25 protein-coding genes are annotated in these 23,535 nt (G+C 42.1%); 17 read left to right on the forward strand and 8 right to left on the reverse strand.

Features of this window, described 5'->3' with window-relative positions; translation table 11 throughout:
- The 3 genes from EV207_RS12565 to uptA form a co-directional block, all read right to left on the reverse strand.
- Positions 1-363 (reverse strand): HTH domain-containing protein (locus tag EV207_RS12565; RefSeq protein ID WP_341539803.1); only part of this gene is annotated, 363 nt, incomplete at its 3' end.
- A gap of 119 nt (positions 364-482) precedes the next feature.
- Positions 483-1,853: a dipeptidase gene (locus tag EV207_RS12570; RefSeq protein ID WP_132746503.1), complete on the reverse strand. Its 1,371-nt coding sequence runs from the start codon at positions 1,851-1,853 to the stop codon at positions 483-485.
- Positions 1,854-1,867: 14 nt separating this feature from the next.
- Positions 1,868-2,464 carry an undecaprenyl phosphate transporter UptA gene (gene uptA / locus EV207_RS12575; RefSeq protein WP_132746504.1) on the reverse strand — a complete coding sequence of 199 codons (597 nt, stop codon included), beginning with the start codon at positions 2,462-2,464 and terminating at the stop codon, positions 1,868-1,870.
- A 286-nt stretch (positions 2,465-2,750) separates the two neighbouring features.
- Here uptA and EV207_RS12580 point away from each other — a divergent pair, with 286 nt between their 5' ends.
- Both EV207_RS12580 and EV207_RS12585 read left to right on the forward strand, forming a co-directional pair.
- The gene (locus EV207_RS12580; RefSeq protein ID WP_132746505.1) at positions 2,751-3,941 is read left to right on the forward strand and encodes a CaiB/BaiF CoA transferase family protein; all 1,191 of its coding nucleotides are present in this window, start codon (positions 2,751-2,753) and stop codon (positions 3,939-3,941) included.
- 24 nt (positions 3,942-3,965) lie between these two features.
- A complete protein-coding gene (locus EV207_RS12585; RefSeq protein WP_132746506.1) occupies positions 3,966-5,159 on the forward strand; it encodes an acyl-CoA dehydrogenase family protein in 1,194 nt (397 codons plus the stop codon).
- A gap of 41 nt (positions 5,160-5,200) precedes the next feature.
- Here EV207_RS12585 and EV207_RS12590 read toward each other — a convergent pair whose 3' ends face one another.
- From EV207_RS12590 to EV207_RS12600, 3 genes are read right to left on the reverse strand one after another with little or no spacing between them, the layout of a single operon-like run.
- The gene (locus EV207_RS12590) at positions 5,201-6,001 is read right to left on the reverse strand and encodes an IclR family transcriptional regulator (protein ID WP_243647054.1); all 801 of its coding nucleotides are present in this window, start codon (positions 5,999-6,001) and stop codon (positions 5,201-5,203) included.
- Positions 6,002-6,052: 51 nt separating this feature from the next.
- Positions 6,053-7,237, reverse strand: a complete 1,185-nt coding sequence (locus tag EV207_RS12595) for a saccharopine dehydrogenase family protein (protein WP_132746507.1) — start codon at positions 7,235-7,237, stop codon at positions 6,053-6,055.
- 31 nt (positions 7,238-7,268) lie between these two features.
- Positions 7,269-8,765 carry an aldehyde dehydrogenase family protein gene (locus EV207_RS12600; RefSeq protein ID WP_132746508.1) on the reverse strand — a complete coding sequence of 499 codons (1,497 nt, stop codon included), beginning with the start codon at positions 8,763-8,765 and terminating at the stop codon, positions 7,269-7,271.
- A 343-nt stretch (positions 8,766-9,108) separates the two neighbouring features.
- Between EV207_RS12600 and EV207_RS12605 the strand changes: the two genes are divergently transcribed.
- The 10 genes from EV207_RS12605 to EV207_RS12650 all read left to right on the forward strand — a co-directional run bounded on the left by EV207_RS12605 (position 9,109) and on the right by EV207_RS12650 (position 16,454).
- Complete coding sequence (locus EV207_RS12605) at positions 9,109-10,281, forward strand: LL-diaminopimelate aminotransferase (RefSeq protein WP_243647055.1); 1,173 nt, start codon at positions 9,109-9,111, stop codon at positions 10,279-10,281.
- Positions 10,282-10,309: 28 nt separating this feature from the next.
- Positions 10,310-11,983 carry a thiamine pyrophosphate-dependent enzyme gene (locus EV207_RS12610; protein WP_132746575.1) on the forward strand — a complete coding sequence of 558 codons (1,674 nt, stop codon included), beginning with the start codon at positions 10,310-10,312 and terminating at the stop codon, positions 11,981-11,983.
- Positions 11,984-12,001: 18 nt separating this feature from the next.
- A complete protein-coding gene (locus tag EV207_RS12615; protein ID WP_132746510.1) occupies positions 12,002-12,325 on the forward strand; it encodes a DUF3870 domain-containing protein in 324 nt (107 codons plus the stop codon).
- 112 nt (positions 12,326-12,437) lie between these two features.
- Entirely contained in the window at positions 12,438-12,995 is a 558-nt protein-coding gene (locus tag EV207_RS12620) for a GNAT family N-acetyltransferase (RefSeq protein WP_132746511.1), read from the forward strand.
- A gap of 88 nt (positions 12,996-13,083) precedes the next feature.
- Complete coding sequence (locus EV207_RS12625; RefSeq protein WP_132746512.1) at positions 13,084-13,203, forward strand: FbpB family small basic protein; 120 nt, start codon at positions 13,084-13,086, stop codon at positions 13,201-13,203.
- A 146-nt stretch (positions 13,204-13,349) separates the two neighbouring features.
- Entirely contained in the window at positions 13,350-13,652 is a 303-nt protein-coding gene (locus tag EV207_RS12630) for a hypothetical protein (protein ID WP_132746513.1), read from the forward strand.
- Between the two features lie 114 nt (positions 13,653-13,766).
- Complete coding sequence (locus tag EV207_RS12635; protein ID WP_132746514.1) at positions 13,767-14,438, forward strand: SGNH/GDSL hydrolase family protein; 672 nt, start codon at positions 13,767-13,769, stop codon at positions 14,436-14,438.
- A 78-nt stretch (positions 14,439-14,516) separates the two neighbouring features.
- Positions 14,517-14,621 (forward strand): small acid-soluble spore protein P, encoded by a 105-nt coding sequence (locus EV207_RS12640; RefSeq protein ID WP_424511370.1) that lies wholly within the window; start codon positions 14,517-14,519, stop codon positions 14,619-14,621.
- A 220-nt stretch (positions 14,622-14,841) separates the two neighbouring features.
- On the forward strand, positions 14,842-15,681 hold the full coding sequence (dat, locus tag EV207_RS12645) for a D-amino-acid transaminase (protein ID WP_132746516.1): 840 nt from the start codon (positions 14,842-14,844) through the stop codon (positions 15,679-15,681).
- A gap of 80 nt (positions 15,682-15,761) precedes the next feature.
- Positions 15,762-16,454: a DUF421 domain-containing protein gene (locus EV207_RS12650; protein WP_132746517.1), complete on the forward strand. Its 693-nt coding sequence runs from the start codon at positions 15,762-15,764 to the stop codon at positions 16,452-16,454.
- Positions 16,455-16,489: 35 nt separating this feature from the next.
- On the opposite strand, the gene EV207_RS12655 is transcribed toward EV207_RS12650, so the two are convergent.
- Entirely contained in the window at positions 16,490-16,789 is a 300-nt protein-coding gene (locus EV207_RS12655) for a hypothetical protein (RefSeq protein ID WP_132746518.1), read from the reverse strand.
- A 152-nt stretch (positions 16,790-16,941) separates the two neighbouring features.
- Here EV207_RS12655 and bcbE point away from each other — a divergent pair, with 152 nt between their 5' ends.
- Positions 16,942-18,174 carry a bacillibactin exporter BcbE gene (bcbE, locus tag EV207_RS12660; RefSeq protein ID WP_132746519.1) on the forward strand — a complete coding sequence of 411 codons (1,233 nt, stop codon included), beginning with the start codon at positions 16,942-16,944 and terminating at the stop codon, positions 18,172-18,174.
- Between the two features lie 41 nt (positions 18,175-18,215).
- On the forward strand, positions 18,216-19,112 hold the full coding sequence (gene gnd, locus EV207_RS12665; RefSeq protein ID WP_132746520.1) for a phosphogluconate dehydrogenase (NAD(+)-dependent, decarboxylating): 897 nt from the start codon (positions 18,216-18,218) through the stop codon (positions 19,110-19,112).
- A 146-nt stretch (positions 19,113-19,258) separates the two neighbouring features.
- Here the strand turns inward: gnd and zwf are convergent, their stop codons facing one another.
- Positions 19,259-20,734 (reverse strand): glucose-6-phosphate dehydrogenase, encoded by a 1,476-nt coding sequence (zwf, locus tag EV207_RS12670; protein ID WP_132746521.1) that lies wholly within the window; start codon positions 20,732-20,734, stop codon positions 19,259-19,261.
- A gap of 119 nt (positions 20,735-20,853) precedes the next feature.
- Between zwf and EV207_RS12675 the strand changes: the two genes are divergently transcribed.
- The 3 genes from EV207_RS12675 (at position 20,854) to EV207_RS12685 (ending at position 23,489) form a co-directional block, all read left to right on the forward strand.
- Entirely contained in the window at positions 20,854-21,471 is a 618-nt protein-coding gene (locus EV207_RS12675) for a trimeric intracellular cation channel family protein (RefSeq protein WP_132746522.1), read from the forward strand.
- Positions 21,472-21,687: 216 nt separating this feature from the next.
- The gene (cshA, locus tag EV207_RS12680; protein WP_132746523.1) at positions 21,688-23,133 is read left to right on the forward strand and encodes a degradosome RNA helicase CshA; all 1,446 of its coding nucleotides are present in this window, start codon (positions 21,688-21,690) and stop codon (positions 23,131-23,133) included.
- Positions 23,134-23,261: 128 nt separating this feature from the next.
- Positions 23,262-23,489: an IDEAL domain-containing protein gene (locus EV207_RS12685; protein WP_132746524.1), complete on the forward strand. Its 228-nt coding sequence runs from the start codon at positions 23,262-23,264 to the stop codon at positions 23,487-23,489.
- The last annotated feature ends 46 nt before the right edge of the window (positions 23,490-23,535 follow it).

The raw sequence follows: 23,535 nt of genomic DNA on the forward strand, positions 1-23,535 counted from the left end.
CTGTCCCTCCAGAAGCTTAATTCGCGCATTCTGCCTCTCAATTACTTCGGAAGGCGTAAGCTCCCGTTTTAAGGTTCTGCCAGATGAAGTTTTCCGCGAGTCTGTAAGCCCGATCAACCCATTCGTTTCATAAGCTTTCTTCCACCTACAAGCTGATTGTTCAATTCTCTTTATCCCTATTACGTCCACATCAAAGCCGTTCTCCATAAAAATTTGACGAGGTCGTTTACCAGCTAGATATTCATCCATAAATCTATTTTTATAGGCATCAGTATAGGTAATCGATTTCTCACTGACACGTTGTACATTTGGATTTTTTTGAAGTGCTTTTATCTCTTTAGCTGAAAATGTTATTTTACTCATGTTGTCTCCTAATCCCCATATAGTGAAATTTAAGTATATAAAAAAATACCTGTAGATAAAACACTCTTTTTCAAGTGTCCTAACTACAGGTACCATTTTATTTCTGGCCGCTCTTTTTATTATAACTTTTTATCAAGTTCATAAAGAAAATCAATTAAAGCTTCCATGCCTTTATCAAAGTTTTCAAGATGGAAATGCTCGTTTGGCGCATGGAAGTTTTCTTCATTTAAACCAAATCCCATCAGGACGGCAGGAAGACCGAGCTTGGTATTAAAGGTTTCTACAATCGGGACGGAGCCGCCCATTCTGGAATAGGTGGGGGCTACACCGTAAGCCTCCTTAAGAGCGATACCTGCTGCTTCGATTGCCGGATGGTCATACGGCGTGATAAAAGGTTTGGCCTGATCAAAAAGTGTTGTTTCTGCCGTGACACCGACAGGCAGGTGTTCAGCGATATGCTTTTGCAATAACTCTGCAATCTCATCAGGTTTTTGGTCCGGGACTATGCGGCAAGAAATCTTAGCGTGGGCGAGTGATGGAATGACGGTCTTAATGCCTTCACCTTGGAACCCTCCGTAAATGCCATTGATTTCTAGCGTTGGCCTGCCCCAAATCCTTGCGATTGTGGAAAAGCCTTCTTCACCATAAAGCTCCTTGACGCCAACCTGCTTTTTCATTTTGTCATCATGTGATAATGACTCGTAAGTCGCAATTTCTTCCTTAGTCAAAGGACGGACGTTGTCATAAAAACCGTCTACAGTCACTTGCCCATTGTTATTATGCATGGTGCCAAGCAATTCCACCAATGCATGAATGGTATTCTGAACAGCACCGCCGTATAATCCTGAATGTAAGTCACCCTTAGGTCCTTTTAAATCGATTTGCAAGCCGCATAATCCCCGAAGTCCGTAACATACAGATGGCATGCCCCTTTCAACCATTGTTGTATCTGAGACGAGCAGGACGTCCGCTTTGAGCAGGTCATGATGGTCATCAACAAAAGGGTCAAGGCTCGGGCTGCCGATTTCTTCCTCGCCTTCAATGCAAAATTTCACATTAACAGGCAGTTCTCCCTTAGTTTTTAAAATCGCTTCAATTACTTTAATATGCATGAAAACTTGTCCCTTGTCATCACTAGCACCGCGGGCAAAAATTTTGTCATCGCGAATATCAGGCTCGAAAGGAGGAGTTTCCCAAAGCTCAATCGGATCGACAGGCTGTACGTCATAGTGGCCATAGATTAAAACGGTCGGTTTGCCATCCGCTTTTAGCCAGTCACCATATACAACAGGGTGCTTTTCCGTTTCCATCACTTTCACATGCTCTAATCCGGCTGCTTTTAACTCATCGGCAACCCAGTCAGCTGTTTTCTTGACATCGTCCTTATGCTCTGACAGGGAGCTGATGCTTTCTAGAGATAAAAAGTTTTTTAGTTGATTTAATTGTGGTTCACGATGCGCCTTTAAATACTGCTTAATATCCTCATTCATTTTTTTAACAACTCCTATGGTCTGTACTTCCGACCTTTCATTTTGAAAATAACGATTAACGCAAATAAGACAATGATAGCGATGGCAATCGTGTCAATATAAGGCGCGGTTAACTGTTTGATTTGATCCCAATTCTGACCAAGCTGCTCCCCCAAGTAAATAAAAAGAATCGTCCATGGGATGGTGGCTAGGACAGTGTAAAAGAGGAAGCGCCCCAAATGCATTTTGGCTATGCCGGCCGGAATGGACACAGCCTGTCTAATGACCGGGATGAATCGGGCAAAAAAGACAACGCCTGCACCATATTTATCAAACCATTTTTCGGCAACATCTAGATGCTTATTATGTATTAACAGGTATTTGCCGTATTTGTTAAGAAAGGGCCGTCCCCCATAATACCCGATCCAATAGAGAATAAGCTGGGCAATCATGATGCCGATTGTCCCGGCTACGACTGTTAAGGGGAAATTAAGATGCCCCTCCGACACCATAAATCCGCCATAGGCGAGGACGAGTTCACTTGGGATGATTTCAATCGCAAGCGCCAGGGCTACCCCAAAATAGCCCATGCTTATAATAAAATTCAAAAGATCCATAATGATGTTTGTCATATTTTTAACAACCTATCTATGATTAATTCATGTTTCTATTATAACGAAACTTGTCTGTACTATAAATATGCATATAAATGAAATAACATGATTAATGAATGAGTTAAAGATGTTGACACAATTGCTGTAAATTGATTATAATATTATAAAAATAGTGATAATAACACTGAAAGTTTTGGACGCGGTGACACACCAGCATCGCACCCCAGAAATCGACGCCAGTGACTAGCATGCTATAAGTGTGCCTGTTTCTGGCGTTTTAATTTTTTCGAAGGAGGTGGCGGCTTTGACGAATGGTCCTTTATCAGGTATTCGAGTGCTTGATCTATCAAGGGTCTTGGCGGGGCCTTATTGCACAATGATCCTTGGTGACCTGGGTGCTGAGATCATAAAGGTAGAAGCACCAGGCGGCAGTGATGATACAAGGGCATGGGGGCCTCCTTATCTAAATGGTGAAAGCGCTTACTACATGTGCGCTAATCGCAATAAGAAGGCATTGACACTCAATTTAAAGTCAGATGAAGGAAAAGAGGTTCTGAAAAGGCTCATCGCTTCAAGTGACGTGCTGATCCATAATTTTAAAACCGGGACAATGGAAAAGTGGGGATTGGATTACACCGTTTTGTCAGAAATCAATCCAAGACTTGTATATTGCCAGATTACAGGATTCGGCCAAACCGGGCCATTAAGCGAACTGCCCGGGTATGATTTCGCTATTCAGGCTATGAGCGGGTTTATGAGTATTACAGGCTCTGAATCCTCTGGTCCGATGAAGGTCGGGGTTGCAATTACCGATATCCTTACCGGCCTTTACGCTAACATTGGCATTCAAGCAGCACTGCTGGAAAGAGAATCTTCAGGTGCCGGCCAGGCTATTGATATCTCCTTATACGATTCAGCAGTCAGTGCGCTCATTAACGTTGCAAGCAATTACTTGGTTTCTGGAAAGGTGCCGAGTCCGCTTGGAAATTATCATCCCAATATCGTTCCCTACCAAACATTTAAGACAGGGGACGGTGAGATGGTTGTTGCGGTGGGGAATGACCGGCAGTTCCAGTCATTTTGCGATTGTCTAGGGAAATCTGAATTATCTTCGGATTCCCGTTTCGAAACAAATTCCGATCGGCTTTCACATCGCGATGAACTTGAAGAAGAGGTTCATAAACAATTGAAAACGCAATCAACGGACAATTGGATCAAGGTCTTTCGCGAAAGACAGATTCCTTGCGGCCCAATCCAAACGATAGACCAAGTTCTTCAAGATCCGCATGTGTTGGCAAGGGACATGATTGTTAATTTGAGGCATTCAAGCGGTGAGGATATCCAACTTGTCGGCAGTCCGCTCAAGCTTTCCCGGACAGAAGTAAAATATGACACACCACCGCCGTTAGTTGGTGAGCACACAGAGGAGTTATTATCGGCTTGTGGCTTTACTAATGAAGAAATTCAAATACTTGCAGACCATCACATTATATAAATGATAAAAGGGAGAGGGATCGATATGAATTTTGAACTAAGCGAAGAACAAAGCATGCTGCAAAAAATGGTAAGGCAATTTGTTGATAAAGAAATTATGCCGTACATCGGGGATTGGGATGCTAACGGACACGTTGATGTCGATATTTTCAAAAGGCTAGCCGACCTTAATTTAATGGGGGTATGCATCCCTGAAGAATATGGCGGCAGCGGCATGGATTATAATGCACTAGCCATAGTATGTGAGGAGCTGGAAAGAGGCGATACGGCCTTCCGTACCGCTGTATCTGTTCATACCGGCTTGAACAGCATGACATTATTGCAATGGGGAACAGAAGAACAAAAACAGAAATATCTTGTTCCGCAGGCTAAAGGGGAAAAAATCGCCGCATACGGTTTGACAGAACCCAATGCGGGTTCCGATGTCAAAGAAATACAAACAACGGCGGTCAAAGATGGCGATGATTATATCCTAAATGGGGAGAAAACCTGGATTTCACTTTGTGATGTCGCCGATCATTTTCTTGTTTTTGCTTATACGGATAAAGAAAAAAAACATAAAGGCATATCTGCCTTTATCGTAGAGCGGACCATGCCGGGCTTTTCATCCAAGGCTATAAAAGGGAAACTTGGCATTCGTGCCGGCAACACCGGACAAATTTTCATGGACAACGTAAGAGTGCCAAAAGAAAATTTGATTGGTGAAGAAGGGGAAGGCTTTAAAATCGCGATGTCAGCACTTGATAACGGCCGTTTCACAGTTGCAGCAGGTGCTTGCGGTACGATTATGGCATGTCTTGAAGCCTCTCTCGCTTATTGTCATGAGAGGAAAACGTTCGGTAAAGAAATCGGCAAGCATCAGCTTGTACAGCAAATGCTTGCGAACATGGAGGCAAACCTTGTAATGTCACGGCTTCTGGTATTTAGGGCAGGGGAACAAAAGAATAAAGGAGTCCGCAATACCCGGGAAACATCACTCGCCAAATGGCAGTCATGTAATTTTGCTAACGAAGCAGCGAACGATGCTGTACAAATTCACGGGGCATACGGTTACTCTAATGAATACCCTGTTGAACGCTATCTTCGAAATTCCAAGGCACCGGTCATCTACGAGGGGACTAGAGAAATCCATACCATTATGCAGGCCGAATATGTTTTGGGTTACCGTGAAGATAAAGCAATAAGACAAATGCTCCCGGCTTGGAGGAACGAAGAATAGATTTGAAAAGGAGACATCAGATCCGGTGTCTCCTTTAACATTTAATCATTTCGGTAGCCAAGCTGCTGTGAAATTGCCACGGCAGTCCTCTGGGTCTCATCTTGAATAACCTGTCCGCGTTCACCAAAGAACCGGATGGTCGGGCCGCTAACCGCCAGAGCAGCTGCAACACTACCCGTGTGATCCCGAATTGGATAGGATATGCCAATCGTTTCTGCATCTTGTTCACCTCTGCTTATAGAATAACCATTATATCTGATGCCCTCCATTTCTTTGGACAACTCATAATGGCTCGTAAGGGAGGAGTGAGGGGTTAACGCTGAAAGGTTAGTTTTCAAAAAGTAATCATCAATGAAGGCCGCATCTTTAAAAGCGAGAAGGAGCTTGGGCCCTGATCCGACGTGAAGAGCTGACCGCATACCCACTTTGGTGTGAAGCCTCAGGGCTTGGTTTCCCTCTACCTTTTCAATATAAATCGCCTCATGTCCATCCGCGATGACTAAATGGACATCTTCATTAATCTCATCACATAATTTTTTCATATAGGGATAAGCAATCTTTCTGACTTCAAGCTTTTCGCTAACTAGATTGCCAAGCTCGAGCAGCCTCAGTCCCAAGACATAACGGATATCATGATCAGAGAATTTTTTCTTTATTAAAAAACCTCGTGATTCAAGTGCGGTTACTAGTCTGTAGGCTGTTGGCTTAGGCATGTCCAACTTATTTGAAATGTCAGTAAGGCTATATTCATGTTTTTCTTGAGTAAAGAGACTTAAAATATCCAGTGCTTTAAGCACGCTCTGATTCATTATGGCAATCCTTTCTATCAGGCGGTATGCCATTTTGTAAAAATCTCCTCACCGATGGTGAGGAGATTTCCGGTTTTGCAGACTTTAGCGATGAGCGGAGGCTTCAGGTTGTTCTTCCCCGGCAATCATGGTTTCTTTAATAATGACACCGCGCTTTTTCATTTCTTCAATATAAAGATCACCAGGCACTATTTTTTCCGGCGGATAGACACCCTTCTTGTTAATGGCGCCGTTTCCAAGCATTTGAGCACATACGGCGATCGTATAAGCTGTTGATCTGGCCATTGCTGTCACATGGTTTATTTTATCATTAAAAGTGGTCATTTCATATTCATAAGTTCGCCGTTTGCCATCCTTAATTCCCGACACGCTGACTCTAAGGAGCACGACATCATCTTTTTTACCCAGATCAACAATTGGGTCAAGCACCTTAAGCAGGACATCGCGAGGTTTAACCTGCAGGCCATTGACATCGACCGTATAGTCCCGTTGAGTCAAACCCAGATCGACGAGCAGCTTGAACTTCTCGGCGTGGCCTCGGTAGCGTATCGTCTTATATTCGAGATTTTTCAAGTCAGGATAGCTTTGTGACAAGGTGGATGTTCCGCCTGCTGTGTGAAAAGCTTCTAAGGCACCAAAATGATCAAAGTGGATGGTCTCTACCTCAGATAGAGAAGGGACCGAAAATAATTTGCCATCACGAACAACTATGGATTCATCCGTGTAATGGTCAAACACACCCTCCATGGAAAAGACGTGGTTATATTCAAACGGCGGTTCCGGCTTGACAGGGATGCCGCCGACCATAATTCTGATGGAATCCGTTTGATCTAATTTGCTGACACCATATCCTGACAAGATATTAATCATGCCTGGTGCAACGCCTAGATCGGGGATGAGTGTGACTCCCGCGTCTTCAGCCTCTTTCTTGAGTTCAAGCACCTTATCTGTGGCATGACCAATATGCCCGCCCAAATCACAAGAACAGACGCCGACCTTAATGGCCGTTCTAGCAACGGTTTCATTAAACGTATAGAAAAGGGCATTAATAATGACATCAAAGTGTTTCATAAAATCAGCAAGCTTATCTTCATTGGAGGCGTCGATCTGTGCCGCGGAAATTTTTGGACTCTTTAGCGTCACAACAACATCTTCTGCTTTGGCTAAGTCGACATCAGCGATCACAACCTTTTTGACACCAGAACTTGATACAAGGTCTCTTGCAGCTTCCTTTCCCATTAATCCTGCACCTAATACCGCAATTTTCATCACACATTCCTCCCTTAGCTAGTTGATTTGATTAATTGTTATCGATTTGTGCCCGTTGGAGATGTCCGCTATAGTCAACATAGACACTGCGCCATTCAGTAAAGACGTCAAGTGCAGCGACACCTGAATCGCGGTGGCCGTTACCGGTATGCTTTGTGCCCCCAAACGGCAAGTGAATTTCCGCTCCGGTGGTGCCGGCATTAATGTAGACAATGCCTGTATCCAAGTCACGCATGGCTTTGAACGTCTTATTTGTGTCGTTCGTAAAGATGGAACTAGACAGGCCGTAATTGACTTCGTTATTAATATCGATCGCCTCTTCAAGGCTTGACACTGAAATAATGGATAGCACTGGACCAAAGATCTCTTCTTTGGCGATCCGCATGTCTCTATCGACATCACTGAAAACGGTTGGTTGGAAGTAAAAGCCGTTGCTCAGGTTGCCGTCAGTTGCAGCTTCGCCGCCGCAAAGAAGGGTCGCGCCTTCATCTTTTCCTATTTTTATATAATGTGAAATTTGCTCAAGTGCTTTCTTGTTGATTACCGGACCGATATCCACCTCTTCATCAGCACCGTCGCCAATTTTGAGTTCGTCAATCCGTTTTAACAGCAGTGTCTCAAGTTTTTCTTTCACATCTCGATGAACGATTAACCGGCTTGTTGCTGTACAGCGCTGGCCTGCTGTGCCAAAAGCGCTCCACAGAATCCCATCAACAGCGAGGTTCAGATCGGCATCTTCCATAACGATGATGGCATTCTTGCCGCCCATTTCTAATGACACACGCTTCAACAATTTGCCGGCACGGCTCGAAATGTCACTCCCAGTTTCTGTCGATCCTGTAAAGGAAACAATATCGATATCAGGGTGTTCAACGATCGCATTTCCTACTGTGCTCCCTGAACCATACACTAGGTTAATGACACCTTTTGGCAGGCCGGCTTCCTCAAAAATTTTTACGAATTCATATGCTAGAGCAGGGGTATCTGTCGCAGGCTTCCAAACAACCGTATTTCCCCCGACAAGTGCCGGGAATGACTTCCAGCTGGCAATGGCGATAGGGAAATTCCATGGCGTGATTAATCCGGCTACGCCGACTGGAACACGCATGCTCATTGCCTGCTTATTAGGCAGTTCTGATGGAACCGTTTGACCAAACAAACGTCTGCCTTCACCGCCCATGTAATAAGCCATGTCAATGGCTTCCTGAACTTCACCGCGGGCTTCATCAATCACTTTTCCCATTTCTTTTGTCAATGTTTGTGCCAGATGTTCTTTTCTTTCCCTGAGCAATTCACCGATACGGAAAAGGTATTCACCCCGTTCAGGAGCTGGGACAAGGCGCCAGGTTTTCTGTGCCATTTTGGCTGCCTTTACGGCTTCGTCAACATCGGCTTTCGTTGATGACGGAATTGTACCGATCAGCTCGCTATTCGCAGGATTAATATTTTCTGCAAAATCCCCGCTTTGCGATGCCTTCCATTCACCATTAATGTAATTGAGATACGATGTCTTAGTTGTTGTAACCATTGTAAAACCTCCTTTAAAAGATATGTAATCGCTTTCATGGATGCCATGAAAGTGATGACTTGTTTCAAGGTGTGAAATATGTGTTTCACTATCCTCATTATATAATTAGGATTCTCAAAGGTTCAACCCCCTATTTTAAAATTACAACAATTCGACCTATTGAGACTATAATCGACAAAATGGTGCAATACATATTGCTTTAGTAGGCATCATACTAATAGGAAGTGGCACTGAAGATCTAAATTGTGGTTCTTGAAAAATTAAAATATTTAAAATAAAATAGATATTGGGTTTTATATTATGAATAGGTATTTCAATATATGAAATGAAAGGGAGGATTTTCTTGAAAGCCGTCCCATCACAAATTGTTAAGGAGTTGCCGCCATATTTGTTTTCGGGTTTAAATCGCAAAAAGGCTGCTTTGAGAAAAAGCGGCATTGATTTAATTGATTTAGGAATTGGTGATCCGGATTTGCCAACACCGGCATTCATTGTAGATAAACTGATCAAGGAATTAAAGCACCCTCAGAATATGCGTTATTCCACATTTAACGGTTGTCCGGAGTATCGTGAGGCTGTCGCTGATTTTTATTTAAAGCAGTATAACACCAAGCTTAATCCTGAACAGGAGGTCATGACATTAATCGGCTCAAAAGAGGGGATTGCTAATCTGGTTCAAGCGATGATTGACCCGGGTGACATTGTTCTCATTCCAGATCCCAGCTATCCCGTTTATCGCATGGCCGTCCATCTTGCGGGGGGCGTGGCCCACCCTATGCCGCTCCTGCCCGAAAAAGGGTTTGTACCTGATTTTACAGCTATACCCACTAATGTTCTTAAGCGGGCGAAGCTTAGCTTTTTAAATTATCCCGGAAATCCCACAGGGGCTTGTGTTGATTTAGATTTTTTTGAAGAAGCGGTTCATTTCTTCAAGAAGCATGGCATTTATCTAGCTCATGACTCGGCCTACAATCTTGTCACATATGGTAATTATAAAGCACCAAGTATATTGGAAGTTCCTGATGCTAATTCCATAGCCGTTGAATTCGGTTCTTTGTCTAAAGCCTTTAATATGACTGGTTTTCGAATCGGGTATGTTGTTGGCAACGAGGAGATTGTTCAGACCCTTCATACGGTTAAAAGCAATCTTGATTCCTGCCAGTTCCTCCCTATCCAAAAAGCTGCTGCTGCGGCATTAACAAGTGATTTGTCACTTTTGAATGACAGGAACAGCATCTACGAAAAGAGGGGCCGTGTCATGACAAATGCATTAGAAGCTTTAGGCATTAAGGCGCAAGTACCTAAAGGATCGATCTTCCTTTGGGCGCCGGTTCCGGATGGGCTGACAAGTGCTGCTTTTTGCGAAAAAGTAATGGATGAAACCGGTGTCGTGGTAACACCTGGGACAGCATTTGGGGAACATGGTGAAGGGTATTTCCGCATCTCTTTATCCGTGCCTGATGATCGTTTGATTGAAGCGGCTGAAAGAATGAAAAATGTTTCGTTTAAGGTATAATATTACAAATAAGGAAGTGAATTTAATGATGTTGGAGGAAATGACAGGCGCTGAAGCACTTGTCCGTTGTCTGGAAATAGAAGAGGCCGAAAGGGTATTTTGTGTCCCTGGAGAAAGCTATTTGCCTGTTCTTGACGGTTTTTATAATCATCCCAGTATTAAATTAATTGCCGGACGGCATGAGGGTGGCGCTTCATTCATGGCGGAAGGTTATGCCAAGGCTTCTGGAAAACCGGGAATTGTTTTTGCGACGAGAGGTGTCGGTGCATCCAATCTCACAATCGGGGTCCATACAGCCTTTCAGGATTCGACACCAATGGTTGTCTTCTTAGGCCAGGTTCACAGTAAATTTCGCGGGCGTGAAGGCTTTCAAGAAGTTGATCTTGACCGCTTTTTTTCACCCATTGCCAAGTGGGCTGTAGAAATCAATCATGCTGACAGAATGGCTGAAATGGTGCAGAGGGCTTTTAATGTAGCACAAAGCGGAAGACCCGGTCCTGTCGTTGTTTCCCTTCCGGAGGATGTTTTGAAAGAAACAGGTAAAATGGCGTTTGGCGGAGCGTATATCCGCTCCAAACCATTGGCTGATCCAGATCAAGTAAAACAGGCTTCAGAGATGCTAGCCCGTGCCGACCGACCGGTTATTATTGCGGGAGGCGGCGTCAAGCTTTCCGCGGCGGAGGACATGCTGAAAACGATGGCTGAAAAATGTGATATTCCAGTTTTGGCGAGCTTTCGCAGGCATGATGTCTTCCCAAATGATCATGGTCATTATTGCGGCCATCTTGGTCTCGGAACGCCGAAGCCTGTTCTTGATACGATCAGGAAAGCTGATGTTATACTTGCTGTTGGAACCAAACTATCTGAGGTGACAACACAGGATTATGGACTAATTACACCGGAGCATCAACTGATTCATATTGATATCCATGAGGAAACAGTTGGTAAAATTTACCATCCTAATATAGGGATTATTGCTGATGCTAACCATGCGCTTCGTCAATTGTGTGAAGCAGGAGAAATAAATAAGCGCGCTGATCGATCAGAATGGGTGAGTGCGTGCAGGAAGACTTATGAATCAGCTGCCATTCTTGGCCTGGCAATTGAAGAGGATCATAAGGAAGGCTGTAATTTAAAAAATATTATTAAAACGATGCAGAATGTCTTGCCGCGTGATGCGATTATTACCAATGATGCGGGGAATTTTGCCGGATGGCTCCATGCCTTTTATCAATTTACCAAACCAGGTACGTATATCGGGCCTACCTCTGGCGCAATGGGTTATGGCATGCCGGCGGCCTTAGGGGCGAAGGTTGCTTATCCCGACCGGATTGTTGTGTCTCTATCGGGTGATGGAGGATTCATGATGACGATGCAGGAGCTAGAAACGGCGGCGAGATACAACATCCCAATTATTGCTCTTGTTTTTAATAATGCCATGTATGGAACAATAAGGATGCATCAGGAAAAACATTATCCGGAGCGGGTTGTAGGGACATCGCTCGGACGTGTCCATTTTACCGATGTTGCCAAAGGGTTAAATATTGATAGTTATTCAATCGGAAACTCAAAGGAATTTGATGAATTATTGAAACAACTGTTGACGCATCCTTTAAATGCACCGATTCTTATAGAGATTCCAATGGATCCGGAACAAATTTCGGTAAAGTCAACAATTGAAGCATTCCGAAGCCAGGCTTAAGTGAAAGGAGGAATACGGATGGCGAGAACCATCATGATTGCCGGTCATGCCAAACTACCTCGCGGCATGGCGGCAAGAGATGTCTATGAAACATTAACAGTTACAGCTGAGATTGATCCCAAATATGGTGTCATTGTGGAGGCTTCATGTACTCTATTAACGATCCACGCGCAAAACTTTTTAAATGATTTACTTAGGGGCTACAGCCTTATAGAAGGGCAAGAGCAGATCCTTGAAGCCATCCAGAATGGCTATCATGGCAAGGCGAAGGATGCCTTGATGGCCGCCTGTAAGGATATGTATTATTACTATGTTAACTCCAAAACAATTGAACATGTGTGATATAAAAAATCAAAAACCCCTTGTGTGTCCAAAACATACAAGGGGTTTTTCACCCCTTTCCCACCATTTAAATATCATAGTAAGAGCGGGATTATTCTAGGGGGGAATAGGGATGTCAACAGGATTTCCTAAAATCACAACGGACCACTTACTGCTTAGACAATTAAAGCCGGATGATGCTTATGATGTTTATAGACTGTTTTCTGATAAAGAAACAATGATGTTTGACGGCGGACAGACTATGGGCAGTGTAAACGAAGCCCATAGTTTTATTCAGGCCTATGCGTCAATGAATCAACCGGCTGTCCGCTGGGCGGTCACAGGCAAGGAAAGTGGAGCCCTTTATGGAACAGCCGGTTTTCACCATATAGATTATCAGGCAAGGAAAGCCGAAATCGGCGGTGAACTTTTGAAAAGCTATTGGGGAAAAGGGATTGCAAAAGAAGCCTTTCATGGACTAATAAGCTTCGGATTCCAAAAAATGAGGTTAAATCGAATCGAGGCGCACATTTCACCCGAAAATAGAGGGGCAATCGCCACGATTCAAAAAGCACCATTTGTTAAAGAGGGCTATCTCAGAGAATGCCAGCGGTGGGCAGGACAGTTTGTTGATTTAGAATTATATAGTTTATTATACAAAGATTGGGCAAGTTCAACATTTTATCATTGAATTTTCAAACTTTTGTAATAAATATTGTGTAAAATGTTCATAATAATCGGGTAAAATAAACTTATAAAGGAAGGCGGGGTGGTAAGCGATGAAAAGAAAGATTTCATTTAAAGATCTTGTCACAAAAAACAAATCAGAAATATTAAAAGATCAGCAAACCATGGATAGAATCGAAGCAAAAATAGAGAAAAAACACAGCATCCGGTAGATGTGACTGAAAAAATAAGCAGCGGCCAACCGCCTGCTTATTTTTTCATTTATGGGCATTGCTGAAAGCGCATCTCATCGTCTAAACCCTACTGTCTATGATAAAATAGACGAGATAAATGATAAAGTGAAGGCAGGATTCGAATAATGGCATTTGGACTAAGGCGAAAAGAATTAGAAGACTGGAAACATAAGGTCAAGAACGGCCAGATTGCCTTTCTGACCCATTATTGGTATGATCCGCGTTTTCCGCATGAGCATACAGTAACAAAAATCGGCTGCTGCGATCTTGAAAAACTCATTCATTGGGGAAAGAAATATGACCTAAAACCTGAATGGATCGATAAGAAAAAAGATTATCCACATTTTGATGTTTTAGGTGAAAGGCAGCGATTAATCTTAAGAAATGAAGGATATGGAAACCACATTAACCGGTTTCATTTGGAGTAGGGGGGAGCCATTATAAAAAAAGTCGTTATTATATCCCCGATTATCATCGTTCTAGTACTCGCAGCGATATGGTTTGGCCTCACGATATCTTTTCAGCCTGATCATCCTGAAGCCTTGCCCACATATAAGACACAACTCGCAATAAAGCAAGTTCCTGTTCATATTGTTGGTCTTGGTGATTCTCTAACAAAAGGTGTTGGCGATCTTGATAACCAAGGCTATGTCGGAGACGTTGCATCCCGCCTAAAAAAAATGGATGCTATATCTAAGGTGAAGATAGACGACTTTGGCGTACGGGGGGATACATCGGAGGATTTACTTAAAGTTCTCGATAGGGATGATGTAAAAAAGCAAATTAAAACGGCTGATTACATTTTTTTAACAATAGGAGGAAATGATCTCGTTAATGTATTGAAGAAAAACTTTTTAAATTTAAAGCTTGATGATTTTAAAAAACGCAAGGCTAGCTTTGAATCAAACCTGAACGATATCATTCTTAAAATTCGTAAGCAAAATCCCAATGCCACCATTTATTATTTCGGTCTGTATAATCCTTTTGAAAACTATGTGGATGGGCTTGATGATAAGTTTTCAAGCATCATAAATCAGTGGAACCAGACCAGTGAATCGATCTTGGCCATTTATCGCCATACTGTTTTTATTCCAACAGCTGACATCTTTCACGGCCAAACAGATCATCTTCTTTATAATGATCATTTTCACCCCAATGAAAAGGGGTATAAGTTGCTTGCCCAAAGGTTGTTTTCTTATATTCAGAAGCAATAGATGCAGTAAAATGATGGCACATAGTGTTGTTTCATTTTGTTAAAAATAAGAGCATCCTTGATGAAAGGGGATTTAAGAATGCCAAATAAAGATAAAAAATCAAATCAACCTAAGCCTTTAAGCGGTTCAAAAAAGGCGAAACAAAGGCAAATGTCACGCCAAAAACATGGTGAGGGCAGCTAGAAAAAACCGGCCATTTCTTGGCCGGTTTTTTCTATTGCAAGCCCTGTTTCATTTCCGAAAGCAATACTATATTTACCAAAACGTCGAAAATAAGACAATTATAAAAATAACTAATAAACAAATAAGTCATTGAAGCCGGACACAAGAAACTTTATACTAAGAAAATATAAGCATAAGGGCTTAAAATAATTTAAAGATATAACGGAAAAGGGGTTTCGGCATGATTTTATATAATGACAAGATCGTTGAAAGGCGAGATGTCGCCATTGATATCGAAGACCGGGGCTATCAATTTGGCGATGGAGTATATGAGGTTATTAGAGTATATGAAGGACAATGCTTCTTTTTAGATGAACATCTTGACAGGCTTGAGAGAAGTGCAAAAGAAATTCGTCTCGACTGGCCGTGTTCCCGAAAAGATTTACAACATAATATTGAAGGGCTTATTCGCGAAAATCAACTCTCAGACGGCATGGTTTATTTACAGATTACAAGGGGTGTGGCAAATAGAAACCATCTGTTTCCCGCTGATACCGCCAGTGTCCTGACAGGTTATGTTAGGGAACTGGTTCGCCCTGTTGAAATAATGGAAAAAGGCATCCACACAAAACTTCTTGATGATATTCGCTGGCTTCGTTGTGATATCAAAAGCCTGAATTTACTTGGGAATGTGTTATTAAAACAAGAGGCTCATGAAGACCAATGCAAAGAAGCGATCCTTCATCGCGATGGCACCGTTACAGAGGGCAGTTCAACAAATGTGTTTATCGTTAAGGAAGGCAAACTCTTTACCCATCCCGCCACAAATCTTATTCTTAACGGCATTACGCGTCTTCATATCATAAATTTGGCGAAAAAAGCCGGCGTGGACATCATTGAGCAGCCTTTTACCATTGACACATTGTTACAGGCCGATGAAGTTTTCGTCTCAAGTACAACCATGGAGATTGTTCCTGTTGTTCAGATCGATCAAGAAATAATCAGCGGCGGAAAATCAGGTAAAATAACGAAGGCTTTGCAAAAACACTTTGAGGATAGCATTAAGTTATTAAAAATTTAAATAAAAAACTCGCCGATCGGCGAGTTTTTTTATTGTGAAAGTCAATACTAACAATTGAATAAAATAATGGAGGAATTCCCATGCTTTTGTTTATAGGCAAGGCGATGCTGTTATACATCTTAACAATTATCGCCATCAGGCTAATGGGAAAAACAGCATTCGCCCAATTAACAGCACATGATTTAACAGGCATCTTTTTTGTTGCTACCTTAGCTATCGGCCCTTTGGTAACAAGAAACTTTACATACGCGATTGTTGCGGTCTTTATGATTGCGGTTCTTCATATTGTCTTCTCTAAGCTTATGCTTTTTAACTTGTTAAACCAAACTTTTATTGGACATCCCACCATTGTAATTAAGCATGGCAAAATTGTTAAAGAAAACTTAAAACGCTCCCGTTTTACATTAGCGGGATTATTGTCAGGCATCCGGGAAAAGGGCTACCCTGACTTAGCAGTGATTGAGTACGCCTTATTAGAGCCAAATGGTGAAATAAGCGTTTTTCCAAAACAGACAGCTGCACCAGTGACACCCATCCAATTAGGCATTAAACCGGAATATCAAGGTCTGCCAATTGCTGTCATTATTGAGGGGAAAATTCAGCAACGTAACTTATCCCTAATTAATAAAGATGAACAATGGTTAATGAACGAGCTTAAAAAAGAAGGCTATAAAGATCACAGGCGTATTTTTTATGCTGCTATAAGAGATAATCACCAATTATTAACAATTGATAACGGGGATGGTGATAAGGCGGCAACCGATGATAAGTGATTTGGATAAATAAAAATCAGGGTGAACCCTGATTTTTAAGTCTCTCCAGTTTTGCTCCCTTCTCGTTTATTCTGCCCCTGCAGAAGTTGTTGTGCTCTTATAAGATCCTGCTGTGCCTTCTCGATAAAAGGCTGCTGTGCCGGTTCTGATTGATTTAGACTTATGGAAAGGGTTTGTCCGGCCATTTGTAAATTTTGTTGCGTTTGAATAATGGCTTGCTTATTTTCCATAGCCTGAGCTTGGGTCACCGCATTTAACGCATGTTGCAAATGGATTTGTGTTTGCTGCAATGGTTTTAATTTATTTGTTGATTGTAAATCATCCGCTTGTGACATATTAACATCTCCCTTTAAAAGTATTGTTTTCTTTCTCCTATATAACGATTCAGCGGTTCCGATTGTTTTTAATTTCCATACTGTTGCAGGAGTATAATTCAATGGGGTTTATTTAAAACTAATTTTAAATATGTAATTGTGGAGGATGCTTTATGGAAGATGAAAAGAAAACATTGGACCTTATTTCTCTCGCTTCTATTCCACTGATGATGACTTTGGGGAATTCCATGTTGATTCCGGTCCTGCCTACCATCGAAAAGAAACTGGACATTACCGCCTTTCAATCAAGCCTCATTATCACGGTGTATTCGGTTGTCGCGATTATCCTTATTCCAATCGCAGGCTATTTATCCGATCGAATTGGCAGAAAAAAAGTCATTATTCCAAGCCTTATTATTTCAGGTGCCGGCGGACTTGTAGCAGGCTTAGCGGCTTGGTTCATTGGTCAGCCTTATTGGCTGATTCTTTTGGGACGTCTTCTCCAAGGTATTGGAGCCTCTGGTGCCTTTCCAGTCGTTATTCCTTTGGTTGGCGACCTATTTAAAAGTGAAAAGGATGTTAGTAACGGTCTCGGCGTTGTTGAAACGTCTAACACGTTCGGTAAAGTGCTCAGTCCGATTTTTGGCGCTTTTTTGGCTGCCTTTATTTGGTATTTGCCTTTTCTTGTTATACCGATTCTATGTCTTATTTCCATTATTCTTGTTGCTTTGTTTGTTAAAGCACCTAAAAATCAAGATGAATCAAAGCCAATTGGGACTTTTTTCAGTGATATAAAATCCATTTTTAAGGAAAAATGGAAATGGTTGCTTGCGGTTTTTTTTATTGGCGCTATCATTATGTTTGTTCTGTTTGGGACATTATTTTATTTGTCTGAGCTTCTTGAAAGCACCTATCATATTAAAGCGGTACGCAAGGGAATAGTGATTGCCATTCCATTGTTCGCTTTATCAGTTTCGTCATATGCCACTGGAAAGAAAATCGGCCAAAACAAGCGGTTAATGAAGTGGTTAACATTTGTTGGTATGGTTTTGCTTGCCGTCGGTCTTTTTTTACTCAGTTTTCAGCCGAACATCCGATTATTTTTAATCTATCTCTTTATTGGCGGCGTCGGGATCGGTCTTGTATTGCCTTGTCTGGATGCATTTATTACTGAGGGGATTCAAAAAGAAAACCGCGGAACAATTACAAGCCTCTATAGCAGCATGCGATTTATAGGTGTAGCAGCGGGACCGCCGCTTTTTGCAGTGATGATGGATAAGTCGGTTATGATGATGTTTATGGTGGCTGCAGCAGCGGCCATTATAGCGGGGGTCTTAGCATTTATAGCCATAAAACCAAAGGAAAAAGAAAATGCTTCAAATGAAGGCAATTTAACAACAGTATGATAAAATGTTAAAAGCATGTATGTTTGAAAGGAGTCCTGGAAATGAAATTAGGTCTAATCGGACTAGGGAAAATGGGGTTTAACCTGAGCCTTAACATGATGGATCACGGCCATGAGGTTGTTGCGTATGATATTAATGAAAACGCGGTAAAGGATATATCCGAAAAAGGAGCAAAAGGGGTTCATTCTTATTCAGATCTGATTGAGTCATTGGACACCCCGCGTGTTTTGTGGTTAATGATCCCGGCAGGTACACTTATCGATAAAGTCCTTGACGACATCACTCCGCTCTTGGGTGAAGGGGATATCATTATTGAGGCAGGAAATTCGAATTATAAAGACACTCTTGCACGTTATAACAAATTGAAAGAAAAGGGTATTTATTATATTGATGCAGGGACATCAGGCGGTGTTTCTGGGGCCAGAGATGGCGCATGTTATATGATCGGCGGCGATCAAAAAGCCTTTTCTCTCGTCGAGCCGCTATTTAAAGATACCGCTGTCGAAAAAGGTTATCATTTTACTAATGAGCCGGCAGGCGGCCATTTTCTTAAAATGGTTCATAATGGCATTGAATACGGGATGATGGCCTCAATCGCTGAAGGCTTTGATGTGCTTGAGAAAAGCCAATTTGATTTTGATTATGAGAAAGTGGCGAGTGTATGGTCTAATGGATCCGTCATTCGCAGCTGGTTAATGGAGCTTACGGAAAATGCCTTTTCCAAAGACCCTAAGCTGGATCAAATCAGAGGCGTCATGAATTCTTCAGGGGAAGGAAAGTGGACTGTTGATACGGCTCTCGAACTTGAAGTGCCAACACCCGTTATTGCGTTATCGTTAATGATGCGTTACCGTTCCCAAGAGGATGATACATTTACAGGCAAAGTCGTTGCTGCGTTAAGAAATGAGTTCGGCGGCCATGACATTGTAAAAAAGTAATTGATGAAATAAAAAAAGCGGCCTTTCCGTTAGGGAAGGCCGCTTTCGCTTTTCATTTAGTTAATCAGAAAGTATAACTTTCTGACGCACATAAGGGCAACTACGTCTCTGTCTTCGCCAAAGGCTCGCCAATCGGCGAGTTTTCTTTATTTTTCAACCTTCGTTAAAGGCCACCAATGCAGCCCATCTTTATCGAGAAGCTCGTAAGCGGAGGCCGGCCCCATTGATCCGGATTCATACCTGTCCAGCGGAATATTTTTTTCATTCCAGGCTTTTGTAATGGAGTCGACAAATTCCCATGATAGGGCGACTTCATCCCAGCGAGTGAAGTTTGTTGAATCACCATTAAGACAATCCTGAATTAATCGTTCATAAGCGTCTGCACCAGTGAGGTCACTGTTTGAAAATTCCATTGTAATCGGCATTGTATCGCCTGATGAGCTAAATTTCTTGGCATTTAGTTTTAAAGACAACCCTTCGTCAGGCTGTACGTGAATGACTAAAAGGTTTGGCTGAATATCATTGAAGTTGTTAAAATAAGGATTTTGCGGCGCGTCTTTAAATTGAATGACAATCTCCGTTGATTTAACGGTCATTCTTTTACCTGTACGGATATAAAAAGGCACACCTGCCCAGCGGAAATTATCAATAAATAGCTTTGCCGCAACAAAGGTTTCAGTCATCGATTTCTCTTTAATATTATCTTCTTCACGATAACCTTTGACAACGTTGCCGTTTGGCATCGTCCCTCGGGTGTACTGCCCTTTAATAATATGGCCCGCAATATCGTCCGTTGTGATTTGCCGTACCGATCTAAGAACTTTTACCTTTTCATCACGGATATCTTCGGTCTCAAATCGGCTCGGAGGTTCCATCGCTGTTAAAGCCACCATCTGCAGCATATGATTTTGTACCATATCCATCAATGCGCCTGTATGATCATAATAGCTTGCCCGTTCCCCGACACCAAGTGTTTCACTTGAGGTGATCTGCACATTTGAGATATAGCGGTTATTCCAAATGGATTCAAAAATCGGATTAGCAAAACGGATCACTTGGATATTTTGCACCATTTCCTTACCTAAGTAGTGATCAATCCGATAAATCTCATCTTCTTTAAACACGTTATGGATGGCTTCGTTAAGTTCATTGGCCGATTTTAAATCCCGTCCGAATGGTTTTTCAATAACGAGTTTTTTCCAGCCGCTGTTATCGGTTAATCCGGATGCTTGCAGATTCAATGTAACCGGCGCGAAAAATTCAGGTGCCAGTGACAGATAAAACATTCTATTTTCCTTTAGACCGAACTCGGAATCAACATGGTCACATAACGATTTTAGACCTGTGTAACCTTCTGTTTCCTTGACATCCAATGCATAATAAAAAAACTTTTGGACAAAGTCTTGAATATCATCGTCTCGATGTGTATAGTTTTCAAGGGATTCTTGGATGATTGCCCTAAAGTCGTCATGACTGATATCTCGTCTGGCAACACCGATCACCGCGAAGTGATTTTGCTTTTTGTAAAGGCGGTACAATGCAGGGTAGAGCTTTCTTTTGGCTAAATCACCTGTTGCACCAAATAATATTAGGGTTGTTGCCTGTTTGTTTCCTTCTGACATAACATTAGCCTCACTTCTTGTATTGATCTGTACGTTCTTTATTTTAACAAACTTGGATCTAAAAGAACAAAAAGATAACCAAATAACACTGATTATGATAGTAAAGGAGGAGACTCAGGTTGACCTGGGAATTATTAAGTATCTTTGGCACCATTGCCTTTGCAGTCAGCGGAGCCATTATCGCCATGGAAGAGGATTATGACATTTTGGGTATATTAGTATTAGCGTTAGCGACATCCTTTGGCGGCGGTATGGTTCGAAATTTGCTGATTGGCATTCCAATCGAAAACATTTGGGATCAAGGCCTTCTTTTTAAATTAGCTATAATAGCCGTGATCATTGTTTTCATTTTACCCCAGCATTGGATATTTTATTGGGAAAAACCTGGTTTATTCTTTGATGCCATAGGGTTATCCGCTTTTGCTGTCCAAGGTGCTCTCGCGGCGGTCGAAGCCGGCTATTCGCCTATTGCTGTTGTTGTGGCCGCTACTTTAACAGGATGCGGGGGAGGAATCATTAGGGACATTCTCGCAGGCCGGAAGCCTTTGGTATTCCGAACTGATATTTATGCTATCTGGGCAACCCTTGGCGGAACAGTGATTGCATTGGGATGGTTAAATATCGAATGGGAAAAGTATGTTTTGACGGCCTTACTGGTCATACTAAGATTATTGTCCGTTCGGTTTAAGTGGCATTTGCCAAAAAGGGCAACATTGCATCCCACAATGAAAAGTTAAATGGTGGTGTTGGATTGCATTTCATCCCTTTACATGATAAGGTTATTCTATGTTATTTTTAGTTCAAAAGCGTGATGGATGACATTTTTTTCGTATAATAAAGAAGATCATGTCTTATAAGCCGGATGTTTTCAGTAGGCATTTTCCGACCATCAACGGAGAATGCCTTACTATTTGACATAAACCTGCAATAGAAAAAGGAGAAGAAATTTATTAATGAAATTTTCTGAACTAACGATTAGTGACGCAATATTTAAAGCAACTGAGAAGATGGGCTTCGATGATATGACGCCTATACAAGAAAAAGCTATTCCGCTGGCACTAAGCGGAGTTGATTTGATTGGCCAAGCACAAACTGGAACAGGAAAAACAGCAGCATTTGGTGTGCCTTTGGTTGAAGCGGCAGATCCAATGAATAAGGATGTTCAAGGGATCATCATTGCTCCAACACGGGAGCTCGCCATTCAGGTAGCTGATGAATTAAATGCCTTAGGACGGTACAAAAAAGTTGTCACTTTACCTGTATACGGCGGACAGGATATTCAAAAACAAATCAGATCATTGAAGAAGCGCCCGAGTATCATTTCTGCTACACCTGGGCGATTGTTAGACCATATTAAAAGAAGAACGATTCGTCTTGACAACATCAAGCAGGTTGTATTGGATGAAGCGGATGAAATGCTTAATATGGGTTTTATCGATGATATTCGTGCTGTTCTTGAAAAAACGCCATCTGAACGGCAAACTCTTTTGTTCTCAGCGACGATGCCAAAACCAATTCGTCTGTTAGCAGAACAATTTATGAAAAATCCTGACAGGGTTAAAATTCAGGCTAAAACGTTAACTGTCGACATGATTGACCAAAGCTTTGTAAAGGTGCGGGAACGGGAGAAGTTCGATGTCCTCACAAGATTCCTTGATATTCATTCACCTGAAAGAGCGATTGTATTCGGCCGGACAAAACGCCGCGTGGATGAGCTTCATGAAGCCCTGCAAAAAAGAGGGTACACTGCTGAAGGCATTCATGGGGATTTGACCCAGGCCAAAAGGGATCAGGTTTTAAGAAGATTTAAGAACGATCAGGTTGATTTGTTGGTTGCAACGGATGTTGCCGCAAGAGGACTCGATATCAGCAATGTCACACACGTCTATAACTTCGATCTGCCACAGGATCCAGAAAGCTATGTCCACAGGATAGGCCGTACCGGTCGTGCTGGTAAAACAGGTTTGGCGCTTACATTTATTACACCAAGTGAAATGCCTCACCTGAAAGCCATCGAAGCTGTGACCAAACAGCGGATGAAAGAAGAAAAGGCACCGACTTACCAAGAAGCATTAGTCGGTCAACAAAAGGCTGCCATGCAGTCAATTACCGATACACTGGCTTCAGGTAACATGGATAATTATAAAAAAATGGCCGAAAATCTTCTAGATGAAAATGAATCGGTCGATTTAATCGCAGCAGCTCTGAAGGTCTTGACAAAAGAGCCTGATACTACCCCTGTTAAATTGACGTATGAATCGCCGCTAATGGCTAAACGTGATAAAAGAAGACCGCCAAGAGGCAAAGGGCGCGGCGGATATCATCACCGACAAGATGGCCATAACCGAAACGATCGCTATAAAGGAAACCGTAATAGAAAAAGGGTTCACCATAATTAAAAAACAGTTCAAAAAAGCGGATGCCAAAGGGCACCGCTTTTTCTTTTCTTCATTATTGTATACAGAATGGTTGAAAAAATCAGATAAGTGTTGTAAAATATTAAAAAGGCTGAAGGGGGCTCTTAAAAATGAGAAACGAACCATCCTATCATAATAATGCCAAGTCACTAGCGATGTTAAGGGAGAAGCAGCCTAAAGTATCCGTGACTGAAGTCTACGCTCAAATGATGCTTGATGAATTAGTTCTTAACCAAAGGGTCAAACAGCTTAGGGTAATGATTGATGAAAGCCTTGATAAGAAAGACAAAGAGTTGTTTTTGTCACTAAGTGAAGAGTACCGACAACTAACACGTTAAGAGTGGTTTTGGTTATAAAGAGCAACCCCCCGAAAGGATTTCTTTC

The organism is Scopulibacillus darangshiensis (genome assembly GCF_004341035.1).
In the GTDB taxonomy this organism is placed as follows: Bacteria; Bacillota; Bacilli; order Bacillales; family Sporolactobacillaceae; genus Scopulibacillus; species Scopulibacillus darangshiensis.

Bases quoted from the DNA above. Each gene is read 5' to 3' on its own strand.
- EV207_RS12625 (WP_132746512.1), top strand. From the start codon at position 13,084: ATGAAAAGAAAGATTTCATTTAAAGATCTTGTCACAAAAAACAAATCA.
- EV207_RS12630 (WP_132746513.1), top strand. From the start codon at position 13,350: ATGGCATTTGGACTAAGGCGAAAAGAATTAGAAGACTGGAAACATAAG.
- EV207_RS12640 (WP_424511370.1), top strand. From the start codon at position 14,517: ATGCCAAATAAAGATAAAAAATCAAATCAACCTAAGCCTTTAAGCGGT.
- EV207_RS12610 (WP_132746575.1), top strand. From the start codon at position 10,310: ATGTTGGAGGAAATGACAGGCGCTGAAGCACTTGTCCGTTGTCTGGAA.
- EV207_RS12615 (WP_132746510.1), top strand. From the start codon at position 12,002: ATGGCGAGAACCATCATGATTGCCGGTCATGCCAAACTACCTCGCGGC.
- EV207_RS12650 (WP_132746517.1), top strand. From the start codon at position 15,762: ATGCTTTTGTTTATAGGCAAGGCGATGCTGTTATACATCTTAACAATT.
- bcbE (WP_132746519.1), top strand. From the start codon at position 16,942: ATGGAAGATGAAAAGAAAACATTGGACCTTATTTCTCTCGCTTCTATT.
- dat (WP_132746516.1), top strand. From the start codon at position 14,842: ATGATTTTATATAATGACAAGATCGTTGAAAGGCGAGATGTCGCCATT.
- EV207_RS12655 (WP_132746518.1), bottom strand. From the start codon at position 16,789: ATGTCACAAGCGGATGATTTACAATCAACAAATAAATTAAAACCATTG.
- EV207_RS12585 (WP_132746506.1), top strand. From the start codon at position 3,966: ATGAATTTTGAACTAAGCGAAGAACAAAGCATGCTGCAAAAAATGGTA.
- EV207_RS12595 (WP_132746507.1), bottom strand. From the start codon at position 7,237: ATGAAAATTGCGGTATTAGGTGCAGGATTAATGGGAAAGGAAGCTGCA.
- EV207_RS12600 (WP_132746508.1), bottom strand. From the start codon at position 8,765: ATGGTTACAACAACTAAGACATCGTATCTCAATTACATTAATGGTGAA.
- EV207_RS12685 (WP_132746524.1), top strand. From the start codon at position 23,262: ATGAGAAACGAACCATCCTATCATAATAATGCCAAGTCACTAGCGATG.
- uptA (WP_132746504.1), bottom strand. From the start codon at position 2,464: ATGACAAACATCATTATGGATCTTTTGAATTTTATTATAAGCATGGGC.
- EV207_RS12570 (WP_132746503.1), bottom strand. From the start codon at position 1,853: ATGAATGAGGATATTAAGCAGTATTTAAAGGCGCATCGTGAACCACAA.
- EV207_RS12620 (WP_132746511.1), top strand. From the start codon at position 12,438: ATGTCAACAGGATTTCCTAAAATCACAACGGACCACTTACTGCTTAGA.
- cshA (WP_132746523.1), top strand. From the start codon at position 21,688: ATGAAATTTTCTGAACTAACGATTAGTGACGCAATATTTAAAGCAACT.
- gnd (WP_132746520.1), top strand. From the start codon at position 18,216: ATGAAATTAGGTCTAATCGGACTAGGGAAAATGGGGTTTAACCTGAGC.
- EV207_RS12590 (WP_243647054.1), bottom strand. From the start codon at position 6,001: ATGGCATACCGCCTGATAGAAAGGATTGCCATAATGAATCAGAGCGTG.
- zwf (WP_132746521.1), bottom strand. From the start codon at position 20,734: ATGTCAGAAGGAAACAAACAGGCAACAACCCTAATATTATTTGGTGCA.